At 57.1% G+C, this 13,389-nt stretch carries 14 protein-coding genes; 6 read left to right on the plus strand and 8 right to left on the minus strand.

Translation table 11 applies throughout. The annotated features are described in order from the left end of the window. Positions 1-42 precede the first annotated feature (42 nt). Positions 43-1,401: a glutathione-disulfide reductase gene (gene gorA / locus AO068_RS08690; protein ID WP_058402284.1), complete on the minus strand. Its 1,359-nt coding sequence runs from the start codon at positions 1,399-1,401 to the stop codon at positions 43-45. 102 nt (positions 1,402-1,503) lie between these two features. Further along, on the minus strand, positions 1,504-2,343 hold the full coding sequence (gene galU / locus AO068_RS08695; RefSeq protein WP_057401823.1) for a UTP--glucose-1-phosphate uridylyltransferase GalU: 840 nt from the start codon (positions 2,341-2,343) through the stop codon (positions 1,504-1,506). 384 nt (positions 2,344-2,727) lie between these two features. Here galU and AO068_RS08700 point away from each other — a divergent pair, with 384 nt between their 5' ends. After that, positions 2,728-3,009: a hypothetical protein gene (locus tag AO068_RS08700; RefSeq protein ID WP_177342364.1), complete on the plus strand. Its 282-nt coding sequence runs from the start codon at positions 2,728-2,730 to the stop codon at positions 3,007-3,009. Between the two features lie 55 nt (positions 3,010-3,064). Here the strand turns inward: AO068_RS08700 and AO068_RS08705 are convergent, their stop codons facing one another. Continuing rightward, entirely contained in the window at positions 3,065-3,415 is a 351-nt protein-coding gene (locus AO068_RS08705; protein ID WP_058402283.1) for a hypothetical protein, read from the minus strand. 166 nt (positions 3,416-3,581) lie between these two features. On the opposite strand from AO068_RS08705, the gene AO068_RS08710 reads away from it, so the two are divergent. The 3 genes from AO068_RS08710 to alkB are packed head-to-tail and all read left to right on the plus strand — an operon-like array spanning position 3,582 to position 4,795. Continuing rightward, a complete protein-coding gene (locus AO068_RS08710) occupies positions 3,582-3,887 on the plus strand; it encodes a DUF1883 domain-containing protein (protein WP_002553290.1) in 306 nt (101 codons plus the stop codon). 14 nt (positions 3,888-3,901) lie between these two features. Continuing rightward, entirely contained in the window at positions 3,902-4,084 is a 183-nt protein-coding gene (locus tag AO068_RS08715; RefSeq protein WP_080394922.1) for a hypothetical protein, read from the plus strand. A 24-nt stretch (positions 4,085-4,108) separates the two neighbouring features. Further along, positions 4,109-4,795, plus strand: coding sequence for a DNA oxidative demethylase AlkB (gene alkB, locus AO068_RS08720; protein WP_058402281.1), 687 nt, complete (start codon positions 4,109-4,111; stop codon positions 4,793-4,795). On the opposite strand, the gene AO068_RS08725 is transcribed toward alkB, so the two are convergent. The 4 genes from AO068_RS08725 to gnd are packed head-to-tail and all read right to left on the minus strand — an operon-like array spanning position 4,796 to position 9,973. After that, complete coding sequence (locus AO068_RS08725; RefSeq protein WP_058408146.1) at positions 4,796-6,613, minus strand: glycoside hydrolase family 15 protein; 1,818 nt, start codon at positions 6,611-6,613, stop codon at positions 4,796-4,798. A gap of 51 nt (positions 6,614-6,664) precedes the next feature. Further along, positions 6,665-7,474: a Cof-type HAD-IIB family hydrolase gene (locus AO068_RS08730; RefSeq protein WP_058408147.1), complete on the minus strand. Its 810-nt coding sequence runs from the start codon at positions 7,472-7,474 to the stop codon at positions 6,665-6,667. Continuing rightward, positions 7,467-8,999 (minus strand): glucose-6-phosphate dehydrogenase, encoded by a 1,533-nt coding sequence (gene zwf, locus AO068_RS08735; RefSeq protein ID WP_058408148.1) that lies wholly within the window; start codon positions 8,997-8,999, stop codon positions 7,467-7,469. The genes AO068_RS08730 and zwf overlap by 8 nt, the downstream gene beginning before the upstream one ends. Further along, positions 8,999-9,973, minus strand: coding sequence for a phosphogluconate dehydrogenase (NAD(+)-dependent, decarboxylating) (gene gnd / locus AO068_RS08740; protein ID WP_058408149.1), 975 nt, complete (start codon positions 9,971-9,973; stop codon positions 8,999-9,001). Before gnd ends, zwf begins: the two co-directional genes overlap by 1 nt. 314 nt (positions 9,974-10,287) lie before the next feature. Here gnd and AO068_RS29000 point away from each other — a divergent pair, with 314 nt between their 5' ends. After that, a complete protein-coding gene (locus AO068_RS29000) occupies positions 10,288-10,461 on the plus strand; it encodes a DUF6026 family protein (RefSeq protein WP_002553283.1) in 174 nt (57 codons plus the stop codon). A gap of 194 nt (positions 10,462-10,655) precedes the next feature. On the opposite strand, the gene AO068_RS08745 is transcribed toward AO068_RS29000, so the two are convergent. Further along, on the minus strand, positions 10,656-11,147 hold the full coding sequence (locus AO068_RS08745) for a GNAT family N-acetyltransferase (protein ID WP_058408214.1): 492 nt from the start codon (positions 11,145-11,147) through the stop codon (positions 10,656-10,658). A 635-nt stretch (positions 11,148-11,782) separates the two neighbouring features. Between AO068_RS08745 and glgA the strand changes: the two genes are divergently transcribed. After that, positions 11,783-13,381 carry a glycogen synthase GlgA gene (glgA, locus tag AO068_RS08750; protein ID WP_058408150.1) on the plus strand — a complete coding sequence of 533 codons (1,599 nt, stop codon included), beginning with the start codon at positions 11,783-11,785 and terminating at the stop codon, positions 13,379-13,381. Positions 13,382-13,389: the final 8 nt, after the last annotated feature.

Genomic DNA, 13,389 nt, shown 5'->3' on the forward strand with positions numbered 1-13,389 from the left:
CCCGGAGCTCTTCCTGACCTCCGGGTATTGCGCTGCCTGACGTTAGCGTTTGACAGGCGTGCGCATGGTTACAAACTCTTCTGCAGCAGTCGGGTGCACGCCGATGGTGTCATCGAACACCTGTTTGGTCGCGCCAGCCTTGATGGCAATTGCAAGGCTCTGGACGATTTCGCCTGCATCCGGCCCAACCATGTGGCAGCCCAGTACGCGGTCGGTTTTCGCATCCACAACCAGTTTCATCAAGGTGCGTTCCTGATCGTCAGTCAGGGTCAGCTTCATTGGCCGAAAACGGCTTTCGAACACCTGCACATCATGACCTGCCTTGATCGCATCCTCTTCGGTCAGCCCGACTGTACCAATGTTCGGCAAGCTGAAAACTGCGGTTGGAATGTGATTGTAGTCTACCGGGCGATACTGCTCCGGCTTGAACAGACGACGCGCAACGGCCATGCCTTCAGCCAGCGCAACCGGAGTCAGCTGCACACCACCGATGACATCGCCGATAGCCAGGATGGAAGGCTCGCTGCTCTGATAGAGCTCATCAACCTTGATATATCCATGCTCATCAAGTTTGACGTCAACACTGTCCAGCCCGAGATTGTCGAGCATCGGCCGACGGCCAGTGGCGTAGAACACACAATCAGTCTCGAGCGTGCCGCCGCCTTTCATGGACAGCAGCAGGCTGCCGTCGGCCTGCTTGTCGATGCGCTCGATATCGCTATTGAAGCGAATCGTCATGTGACGCTTGAGCAGCTCTTCATGAAGATGGGTGCGAACGCCGCCATCAAAGCCACGCAAAAACAGCTCGCGACGGTAGACCAGCGTGGTGTCGGCGCCGAGCCCGTTGAAAATCGAGGCGAACTCCACCGCGATGTAGCCGCCACCCACAACGACGACACGCTTGGGCAACGTTTTGAGATAGAACGCCTCGTTGGAGGTGATCGCGTGCTCGCGCCCTGGTACGTCAGGAACCTGTGGCCAGCCACCGGTGGCAATCAGAATGCGCTCGGCACTGTAGGTCTGGCCGTTGATTTCGACCTGTTGCGGACCGGTCAATTTTGCGTGCCCTTCAAGCAGCGTCACGCCGCTGTCGACAAGCAACTTGCGATAGATGCCATTGAGGCGATTGATCTCACGATCCTTGTTGGCGATCAGCGTTGCCCAATCGAATTCGGCTTCACCCAGCGACCAGCCAAAGCCCTTGGCATGATCGAAATCTTCGGAAAAATGCGCTCCGTAAACCAACAGTTTTTTGGGCACGCACCCCACGTTAACGCAGGTCCCCCCCAGATAACGGCTTTCAGCCACGGCAACCTTCGCACCGAAACCAGCAGCAAAACGTGCCGCCCTGACGCCACCGGAACCGGCGCCAATTACAAACAGATCAAAATCAAAGGCCATCGATATCTCCTTGGCAGAAGCACAGCATAACCGCTTGGCGGCCAGTCAGAAATGACAAAGCCACCCGAAGGTGGCCTTGTCCCGAGCATCATCAATCGAAAATCAATGCGCTTTGCCGGTTTTGTAGAAATGCTCGAAGCAGAAGTTGGTGGCCTGGATGTACCCTTCGGCACCACCGCAGTCAAAACGCTCACCCTTGAACTTGTAGGCCAGTACGTTGCCTTCTGCAGCCTGCTTCATCAGGGCGTCGGTGATCTGGATCTCACCCCCTTTGCCTGGCTCGGTCTGTTCGATCTTCTCGAAAATGTCCGGAGTCAGGATGTAGCGGCCGATGATCGCCAGGTTGGAAGGCGCATCTTCAGGCTTTGGCTTTTCAACCATGTTGGTCACGCGGAACAGGCCCGTCTTGATTTCTTCACCGGCGATCACGCCGTACTTGTTGGTTTCCTGCGGATCGACTTCCTGAATGGCAATGATCGAGCAGCCATAATGCTTGTGCAGTTTGACCATCTGCGCCAGCACGCCATCACCCTCAGGGTTGACGCACAGGTCATCAGCCAGAACCACGGCAAAAGCCTCATTACCAATCAGCGGACGACCGCTGAGAATGGCATGACCCAGACCTTTCATTTCAGTCTGGCGAGTGTAGGAAAAGCTGCACTCGTCGATCAGTTTGCGAATACCAACCAGGTACTTTTCCTTGTCCGTACCCTTGATCTGATGCTCAAGCTCATAGCTGATATCAAAGTGATCTTCAAGAGCACGCTTGCCACGACCGGTCACGATGGAAATTTCGGTCAGGCCTGCCGCGAGGGCTTCCTCAACACCGTATTGGATCAGTGGCTTGTTGACCACCGGCAGCATTTCCTTGGGCATGGCCTTGGTCGCTGGCAGGAAGCGAGTGCCGTAACCGGCTGCTGGGAACAAGCATTTCTTGATCATAAAAGTCCTTGGTAAGGGCTGTTGGTGTTAACGGCGCAGTCTAATCAGGAGGCGGTCACCTTACAATGCCCCGCCTTTGGCCGTCTGATGCCATGATAGAGGAATCCTCAGGCAGATAGTTCCGCACTTCCTGGATATTGCCTACAGCCAATTACAGACTGGACCACACTCCAGCCGCCGCCAAAGCCCGCCGCAACAGTGCTGCGCACGCATTTTCGACGACCGAAGCATTTATGCTCTGCTCCAAAAGAACTGCAACAGTGGCCAGCGAACGACGAGCTATTTATGATGAAAAACATGGCGGAACGATGGCACCCGTTACCAGTCCAACGTTCGCATTTGTCAATTCTCTGACCTTATCCTGAAGCGAAAAACATGATCAGAATCCTCTCCCTACTGTCCATTATTGTTGCTCTGGGCCTGACCGGCTGCGCAACCGCCTCCAACACTTACCTGAAAAACGGCAAACAGGGCTTGAGCATCGACTGCTCCGGCGAGGCGATGTCCTGGGCAAGCTGCTACGAAAAAGCGGACGCGTCCTGCGCGGGCACAGGTTATGAAATTGTCGGCACGGACGGCACTCCGCAGCCTGCGGAAAGCGACAAGACACTGGGTGTGGACGTAGGTAACTACAAGAGCCGTAGCGTGCTGGTAGTCTGCAAGTAATCAAGCCTGCCGCCCTGCCCGCAGCGGACAGGGCCTGCTGAGCCCGCCTGAGCGATCAACCTGAAATGCACGCTTCGGCAGCGTTTTGAACATCCCTGAAGCGGATCGGCACGTTGGCGAGTCGTTCATAGACCTTGATCGTACTGCCGCCCGAGCGGCTCTCGACATCGACGACGGCCGCAGGCGATTTGCTGAGCTTTTGCGCCACAATTACGCGCAAGCCATCATGGCGAGGCTCGATAAGCGGCGGCTTGCGACTGCTGGCGATCTTGCCAACGAAGCAATCGGCATACTCCTTGGGGTTCTTGCCCGACATCACGTTCATGGTGGGGGGTGTATGTTCGATGTCATTTACTGTGGCACAGCCAGTCATTGCCAGAGCCAGGACTACTACAGCCAGTTTCATACAAAGCCTCCAAATAAAGGTCCTACGACAAGCTGACGCGCAATTAAATCCCGACTGAGGCAATATTTGCGAGAAACACGGCAAATTAGTGTCCACCGACGTCAAATTGCAGGCATCACATGCTATCGTTTTGATTTTTCAGAAAAACCCCCATTCGGAGCCCGTCATGAAATTCGTACACCAGCGTGAGCATCTCAACGAGGACGACCTGGTCGTTATCGAGTGCTCGCAGACCTGCAACATTCGTCTGATGAACGATGCGAATTTTCGCAGCTTCAAAAATGGCGGTCGGCACACCTATCATGGCGGTGCATTTGACACGTTTCCGGCCAAGATCGCCGCGCCGAGCACCGGTTTCTGGAACATCACCATCGATACCGCAGGCCGCAAGATAGATACCAATGCAGGCCGCAAACCGCCTTTCACTCACAAGATCAAGATCGTCCGGCGCTCGACCTCACGCCTGGGATGATGCAAGGAGTCACCGTGAACAACCCAGCCCCGCGCACCACCAAATTTGCTGTCAGCTACAAGCTCAATGGCGAACGCCGCTTCGAGTTCGCCCAACTGCAATCGGCATCAACCAAAGAAGCCGAAGCCGCCTTGAAAAAAATGCACGGTCAGAGCGACGATCAGATCACAGACGTGAAGGTCAGCAAGGCGCTCTGATACCCGCAGGAGCTCGACCCGACCATGCAACGCAAAGGTGACACGCCCGCCAACCTGGATATGTTTGCCGACCAGACGGCCCAGCCTGCAAGCAACGAGCTGATCGGGCCTGGGTCATGGCTGCTCAGGGGCTATGCGCTGCCGGTCATGCCACAACTGCTGGCCGCCCTTGAGGCGACACTGGGCCTCTCCCCGTTCCGACACATGCAGACCCCCAGTGGCTTGAGCATGTCTGCAGCGCTGAGCAGTTGCGGACAACTGGGCTGGATAACCGACCGTCATGGTTATCGATACACCGCAACCGACCCACAAACAGGACAGGCCTGGCCGGCGATGCCGGGTGCCTTCATGCAACTGGCTCAGGACGCCGCGCTCGCAGCAGGTTATGCCGGGTTCGTGCCTGACGCCTGCCTGATCAATCGTTACATCCCCGGGGCGAAGATGTCTCTGCATCAGGACAGAAACGAACACGACCACCGCTGGCCAGTGGTATCGGTATCGCTGGGTATTCCGGCCATCTTCCAGTTCGGCGGCATGCTGCGCAGCGACAAGACCCAACGCATCTCACTGTTTCATGGCGACGTAGTGGTCTGGGGCGGCGAGGACCGGTTGCGCTTCCACGGCATCCTGCCCGTCAAACAGGCCGAGCACCCTCTGCTCGGCGAACAGCGGATCAACCTGACCTTTCGCAAGGCTGGCCGCGACGACTGATCATGCGCCTTCAAGCTCGCTCGATGTGCGAGCCAGTGCGGGGCACACCGCTCGATGCAGATTCAATGCGGTGTTGATGATGCCGATGTGGCTAAACGCCTGAGGGAAATTGCCCAGCATGCGGCCATCTTTCGGATCGTATTGCTCCGCCAGCAGGCCGACGTCGTTGCACAGATCACACAGCCTCTCGAACAGCCGTGCAGCATCATCAGCCCGACCCAGCAGCACGTAAGCGTCAGCCAGCCAGAACGAACACACCAGAAACGTCCCTTCGCGGCCGGCGACACCATCAACACTGCGCTCGTTGTCGTAACGCAGCAACAGGCCATCCTGCATCAGTGTGCGCTCGATCTGCGCGACAGTACCGGTGACACGAGGATCTTCCGGCGCAAGAAAACCGGTCAACACAATTTGCAGCAGACTGGCGTCGACTTCTTTCGAGCCATACGTCTGCACGAAACTGCCAAGATCAGCATCGAAACCGTTGCGACAGACATCAGCATGGATCTCGTCTGCTACACGCCGGTAGTGACTCGCCAACGCACGATCCTCATCGTTTTCGGCAGCCTTGGCGATCTGAGTGGCGTTTCGGTCGAAGGCCACCCAGGCCATGACTTTTGAATGGGTGAAGTGGCGCGGTTCGGAACGAATCTCCCAGATACCAGCATCCGGCAGGTGCCAGATCTTTTCCAGATAGGGCATGACCACCTTGGAGATCGCCACGCTGCGCGGGTGCTGCGGCATGCCGCCTCTCAGCGCCTGGATCATGGCATCGGCAACCTCGCCATAAACGTCCAGTTGCACTTGAGTCGCCGCGCCGTTGCCGACCCGCACCGGCAGCGAGTTCTCGTAACCACTCAGCCACGGCAGTTCGTACTCTTGCAAACGTCGCTCACCGCCCACGCCGTACATGATCTGTATCTGTTCCGGGTTGCCGGCAACCGAGCGTAGCAGCCAGTCTCGCCAGGCGGTCGCCTCCTCGAAATAGCCAAGATTCATGAACGCCAGAAGGGTCATGGTGGCATCACGCAGCCAGCAATAGCGGTAGTCCCAATTACGCTCGCCACCCAACTGCTCGGGCAATGAAGTGGTCACGGCGGCAACAATGCCACCGGTAGGGGCGTAGGTCATGGCTTTGAGGGTGATCAGCGAGCGCTTTACCTGAGCCGTCCACGGCCCGACGTCAGGACAGCGATCAGAAAACTCCCGCCAATAGGCGGCCGTAACCTCCAGCGCCTGATCGGCATCAATCTGCGCAGCCAACGGCTCGAAAGACGCCTGATAAGCGAGCGTGAAAACCTTGCGCTCGCCCTCACCGACATGAAAACGGCTGGCGGTGTGATGATCCTGCGGGTGCAAGGCCACAGGACTGCGCAGCACGAGCATTTCCGGCCCGGCCACGGCAGTCAGCGTATGTTCGTCCTTGCGCTCGACCCAGGGCACACTGCTGCCGTAATCGAAGCGAATGGCGAGGTCCACACCGAACTCGACACGCCCGGACAGCCCGACCACGATACGCACCACATGACCAGTCGTCTTCATGGGCATGAAATCGATCAGCATGGCGCGACCGTCACGGGTTTCGAAAACAGTTTCAAGAATCAGAGTGCCGTCGCGGTAACGGCGCTCGACAGCGATAACCTCGGCAGTCGGCGCAATCTTCCAGCGGCCATGCTCATCGCTACCCAATAGAGCGGCGAAACAGGCCGTAGAGTCGAAGCGTGGGAAACACAACCAGTCCAGCGAACCATCACGGGCGACGAGCGCCGCTGTCTGACAGTTGCCCAGCAATGCGTAATCTTCGATCAGTGCCGCCATTCAGAAATGCCCGTCGTGATGATGATTCGTCAGCGTGCGCAAACCGCTCGATCAAGCCGGAAGAATGTAACGCTCGATGGCGACGGCAACGCCGTCCTGCTCATTGCTATCTGTAACATGATCAGCCTGTCCCTTGACTGTCTGCTCGCCCTGCCCCATTGCAATCGACAAGCCGGCCTTGTGAAACATCGCCACGTCGTTGCCGCCGTCGCCTATGGCCGCAGTGCGAGAAAGGTCGACTCCCAGATAGTCCGCCAACGCGACCAGAGCGGCACCCTTGTTGGCCTCCAGCGCGGTCACATCCAGGTAGTATTTTTGCGAACGTGCCGCCAGCGCAAGCCCTTCGATCTGCGGATTGAGCTGCGCTTCAAGGGTTTTGAGCAAGTCGAAATCAGCACTGGCCGCGACGATCTTGTCGACGCGATCCAAATATGGCTCGAAACTCTCGACCTGAACATAGCGGTAACCTAGCGCATCAAGCTCATGATCGACGTAATCGGCGTCAGGATCGAGCAACAGCCACTGATCGTCGGCAAACACCCAAGTGGCAACGTTCTGGCCGGCAAACAAATCCAGACATATCTTTACTGCGCGCGGGTCAATGCGATGAGCCACCAGCAGGCTACCGTCGGGATGAGTGATGGTGCCGCCATTGAACGCCACGGTGGGCAAATTCACACCCAGCGCTTCGATCACCTGGCGCATGGCCCTGGGCGGGCGACTGCTGGCCAGCGTGAAGTGAACGCCAGCATCACGCAGGCGCTTTATGGCGTCGATATTGGCTTGGCTAAGGCTGTGATCACGGCGCAGTAACGTGCCGTCGATGTCGGACAACAGGAACTGTACGGGCAGTTCAGACATTCAATTCTCTCCATTCGCGGCCATCACGGCTCAGCAGATCTTCACCCGCTTGCGGGCCATCCTTGCCAGCTTCGTAAAGCTGCACTTCCGGTTGCGCAGCCCAGGCGTCGAGGAACGGCTGCACGGCACGCCAGCCGTTCTCGATGTTGTCGGCCCTTTGGAAGAGCGTCTGATCACCGGTCAGGCAGTCATAGATAAGGGTTTCGTAACCTGTGGAGGGCTGCATCTCGAAGAAATCCTTGTAGGCGAAGCCCAGCGCGATATCTTCCATTTTCAGTTCCGGACCAGGGCGCTTGGCAAACAGATCGAACCACATGCCTTCGTTGGGCTGGATCTGAATCCTCAGGTAGTTGGGCTTGAGGCGGTCAACTTCGGTGTCGCGAAACTGCGCATACGGCGCGGGCTTGAAGCAGATAGCGATTTCCGTGCTGCGAGCACTCATGCGCTTGCCGGTGCGCAGGTAGAACGGCACCCCGACCCAACGCCAGTTGTCGACCATGACCTTGAGCGCGACATAGGTTTCGGTTGTGCTGTCGGGCGCCACGCGATCTTCCTGACGATAGCCGACAACCTCCTTGTCCCCCATCGCGCCTTTCGCATATTGGCCACGTACCGAGTTGGCCAGAGCTTCCTCCTGACTCCAGGGCCGGATCGCTCCAACCACCTTGGCTTTCTCGCCGCGAACAGCATCGGCACCGAAAGCAGCCGGCGGTTCCATGGCAACCATCGCCAGCAACTGGAACAGGTGATTGGGCACCATGTCGCGCAATGCACCGGTGTGTTCGTAAAAGCTGCCACGGGTTTCGACGCCTACGGTCTCCGCCGCCGTGATCTGTACGTGGTCGATGTAGTGGTTGTTCCAGAACGATTCGAACAGGCCATTGGAGAAACGGCTGACCAGAATGTTCTGCACCGTTTCCTTGCCCAGGTAGTGGTCGATCCGGTAGATCTGCTTCTCGCTCATGACCTTGAGCAAACAGCCATTGAGCTCGACCGCACTGGCCAGATCGGAGCCGAAGGGCTTTTCGATCACGACACGACGGAAGCCATCTTCGGTTTCCTGCAACAAACCTGACGAACCCAGCCGCTGGGCGACCTCACTGAAAAATCGCGGCGCAGTAGCCAGATAGAACACCGCGTTCGCGGTGCCGGTGCTCTCGATCTTGCTGGCGATGTCCTGATAGGTGGAGTCGTCGAGGAAATCACCCTGCACATAACTGATGCGCTCGGCCAGCTTGCTCCACAGCGCAGGATCGAGTGGGTCCTTGCCGCCACCGGCAACCTTGCCGGCGGCTTCATCGCGAATGAAGTTCTCGAGCTTTTTCGCAAAGTCGGCATCGCTGATCGCATTGTGATCAACGCCGACGATGTGCAGCCCTTCATCCACCAGACCGTCGCGTGACAGGTTGTAAAGTGCCGGCATCAGCAGGCGCTTGACCAGATCTCCATGGGCACCAAACAGAAACAGGGTCGTGGGGGGAGCCACTTCGGCTTTTTGCTCGGCGCTGCCACGCGACAGGCCCATTACTTGGGTTCCTTGTGGCCACCAAATCCGAAGCGCATGGCGGACAGCATCTTGTCCGCGTACGAACTTGTCTGGCGAGAACGGAAACGCGCAAACAGGGCGCTGGACAGTACAGGAACCGGAACCGCCTGCTCGATGGCCGCCTCGATGGTCCAGCGACCTTCGCCGCTGTCGGCAACCGAACCGGAGAAAGCATCCAGGTGCGGGTCGGTGGCCAGAGCATCGGCGGTCAGGTCCAGCAGCCAGGACGACACCACACTGCCACGACGCCAGACTTCGGCAATGTCCGCCGTGTTGAGGTCAAAACGCTGTTCAGGTGGCAGGTGTTCAGAATTTTTCTGTTTGAGAAGATCAAAGCCTTCGGCGAAGGCCTGCATCATTCCGTACTCGATACCGTTGTGGATCATCTTCACGAAATGGCCGGAACCGGCAGGGCCGGAGTGGATATAACCGCGCTCGGCGCGGTCGTCGGTCGATTTGCGGTCACGAGTGCGCTCGATCGAGCCCAGGCCTGGTGCCAGTGTTGCGAACAGCGGATCCAGGCGCTCGACAACAGCGGCCTCGCCTCCAATCATCATGCAATAGCCACGCTCAAGCCCCCATACCCCGCCCGACGTGCCGACATCGACGTAGTGCAAGCCTTTTTCGGTGAGCTCCTGAGCGCGCCGAATGTCATCCTTGTAGAAGGTATTACCGCCGTCGATGATCACATCATCGGCGTCAAGCAACTGGCTGAGGGTCTGAATGGTCTCTTCGGTCGGCGCACCTGCCGGGAGCATTACCCAGATGGCGCGGGGCTTGTCGAGCGCATCGACCATTTCCTTCAGGCCTGCGACTGCAACTGAACCGTCATTGGCCAGGGCGTTGCGTGATGCCTCATCGCGGTCATACACAACCGTCGTGTGGCCGTTCAACATCAAGCGGCGTGCGATGTTGCCGCCCATGCGGCCCAGTCCAATAATCCCAAGTTGCATGAAGGTGCTCCTTAAATCGTAAAAAGGTGCCGCACTTGCTGTCCAGCGCATCGACAGGCTGCGAGCATGCTGGTTAGTCAAGCGAGGCGGAACGTCGGTTCCCTTGCGAGAAGATGAAGGCGTTTACGCCCTCCTGTGGTGCATTTTGTCGCGATTAATAAACATTCGCGACAATTAAAAATAAAAAAGTTCCAAAATCATGCAAAAGAAATCAAAATCGGTGCCGATAGAGAGGGTAAGCAGCGGCGCTCATGGATTGAAAGTCATTGCCACGGACCTTTCTGAGGTTGAATCCGCCATTTGCGAGGTGAGCAATGGGCACTGTACTACCAGCACTTGCACCACAAACCCTGTATGTCACGATCCGTCGCGACGAATTGCGCGCATTGAAAGAAGAGCGCGAGCAGTTGCAGAAAAAGGTCGCTCATTTGAGCTCGATGCTGCAGCAACCCCACTTGTCTGCACCCGGCAAGATGCTTCAAGCCTGACTGCCATTGCATCACCCCTTAAAACGCTTCAGGGCAAGCCCGATATTCTGGCTTGCCCACTTGATCTGCTCTCACAGTCTACGCCCCTTCCCTGTCCGAATCTGCTCTCACAGTCTGCGCCCCTTCCCCGTCCGATTCTGCTGAACAGTTTTCCCTTGCACCCGACACGGCTGCACACAAACCTGCTGCATACTTTATAGCGCCTTCTGCCAGAACATGGCACGCCCCATTTCAGGGCTCAACTGGTAATTGTCGAAACCGAGCTTCCTGTAGGCACCTTGCGCCGCATCGTTGCCCTCCAGAACCTCAAGCGTCAGTTTGCAGCAGCCTCGCTGGCGTGCAATTTCTTCCACCTTGAGCAACATTTTCTGGCTGATGCCCATGCCCCGGTATTGAGAAACGACCGCAACGTCGTGAATATTAACCAGCGGACGGCAGGCAAAGGTTGAAAAACCCTCAAAGCAGTTGACCAGCCCTACCGGCTCCCCGGAAATGAACGCCAGCACACTGAAAGCGTAGGGACGTTTGGCCAGCTCGATAGCCAACTGCTGACGCGTATCGCTCGACAGTGGCCGACCTGTGCCCATGACATCCATCGAATATTCGTTCAGCACAAATCCAATTGCATCAGCGTGCACGGGATTCGTGTAACTCGCTTGCAGTACCAATACCTCGGGGGCTTCCATTTCCATCCTCGTCAATTCAATAAAAGTGATTCTGTAAAATCAGTCAAAGGGTAACTCTTTCAGGCCAGCGCGTTATTTCAAGCCAGCTCTGTGACTAGAGCGTCCAGCCCGATTCTATCCTGCCTCGCTGCAAAATGTTCCAGCGCGGATGTAGGAATTTTCTCGCCACGCCCACAGATTGACCGCCAGACGCACCCAGAGAAGGCGCGACGCACCGATGGGGCTCATGAGCACCTCCACTCACCCGTTTTTTTCGATAAAAAAGAAACGCATGACCTTGATTGTCGAACGATCCGACGACCGGTCATGTGCGGTCGGGACTCGAATTTCACCCGTAAAAAAGCGCAACGACTGCCGGGCTGGCCCTTGCAGCGTGCCGACGGGCGCGGCGTCAAAGCCCATGCCAGACATTCGCACAGAAAAAAGTCGAAACTTCTCCAAAACGCCCCGGTCAGGTGAATAGAGCATCTATGCTATTGGCTGACATCCGGTAATGGCGACATCACGCCGCTTTGTCACTGCGCATGGTCCAAACGGGTATTGATCTTGCGTAGTGCACGTATGTGTACCCGGCCATAGGAAATGGCCAATAAAAATCAAGTGATGCACCAAGACTGTTTTAAGGGGAAAAATCGATGATTAGCGCCGCTGTCAAAACCCAGAAGGGAGAGAGTTTTAACCAGCCTGTCGGCGAGCTGACTCATCTGCCAGTCTTCTCTACCAAGAGCGTTCCTTTGCTGCAATTACCAACCTCGACAGTTCAGCCCACGCCGACCATGTCTCAGGTCAGCAGACGCAAAGTGTTGTTCGTGACTTCTGAATTAGCCGATCTGGTGAAAACCGGTGGACTGGGCGACGTATCTGCCGCACTGCCACGAGCAATGCGCCACCTGCATGACGTGCGGGTTCTGATTCCAGGTTATCCGCAGGTCATCAACAGCGGAAACCCGATCCATATCATCAGCCAGCTGGGCGGGCATGCTGCACTGCCACCTTGCAAGGTAGGTCGCATGGACATGAAAGATGGCCTTGTGATCTATGTGTTGATCTGCCCAGAGCTATATGAGCGTGAGGGCACGCCTTACGCCGACAGCAATGGCCGCGACTGGTCCGATAACCATATTCGTTTTGCCCGTCTGGGGCTCGCGGCTGCCGAATTTGCGGCTGGCGAAGTGAAAAGCCAATGGTGCCCCGAGCTGGTCCATGCCCATGACTGGCCTGCCGGCCTGGCGCCTGCCTACATGCGCTGGCGCGGGCAGTCCACGCCAAGCATCTTTACTATTCACAATCTGGCCTATCAGGGGACCGTGAGTACCGCTTCGAGTCGTGAACTGGGCATTCCAGATGAAGCGATCACCCCGGAAGGCATGGAGTTCTACGGCAAGCTGTCCTTCATCAAGGCAGGCATGGCCTTCGCGAGCCACATTACGACCGTGAGTGCCACCTATGCTCGGGAAATCACCACGCCAGAGTTTGGTTGCGGCCTGGAAGGTTTTCTGCAGAGCAAGGCTAACAAGGGTCAGCTCAGCGGCATCCCTAACGGAATCGACGAAAGCTGGGATGCAGCGACCGACGAACACCTGATCTGCCACTTTGCGCCCAACGAATGGATGCGCAAGGAAATCAACGCCGACTATGTGCGTGAGCTGTTTGAGTTGGATGCCTCGACCGGGCCCCTGTATGCAGTGGTTTCGCGCCTTGTGTATCAAAAAGGCCTGGACCTGACCATCGGGGTTGCCGAGCACATCGTCAACAACGGCGGACAAATCGCAATTATCGGTCGCGGCGAGCCTGAGGAAGAAGATGCCATGCGCGAGCTGGCCGCACGCTTCCCGGGGCGCATTGGTGTGCGTATCGGCTTCAATGAAACCGACGCACGACGCATGTTCGCCGGCAGCGATTTTCTGTTGATGCCATCGCGCTATGAACCCTGCGGTCTGAGCCAGATGTACGCGCAACGCTTCGGCTCCCTGCCTGTCGCACGCAACACCGGCGGCCTGGCGGACACAATCGAGGACGGCGTGACCGGCTTCCTGTTCAAAAAATCAACCATCGAAAGCTACACCGAAGCCCTGAACCGCACGTTTCAGGTATTCGCCCACCGTGAGCTGCTCAACGCCATGCGCTGCCGTGCAATGGCTGCTCCCTTCAACTGGCATCAGGCAGTAGAGCCCTACGCAGATCTCTACCGCGACCTGTTGAAGAAAAACGTGAGCATTTCCAGCAACTACTAGTTTAAGGA

The sequence above is a fragment of the Pseudomonas sp. ICMP 3272 genome (assembly GCF_001466905.1).
In the GTDB taxonomy this organism is placed as follows: domain Bacteria; phylum Pseudomonadota; class Gammaproteobacteria; order Pseudomonadales; family Pseudomonadaceae; genus Aquipseudomonas; species Aquipseudomonas amygdali.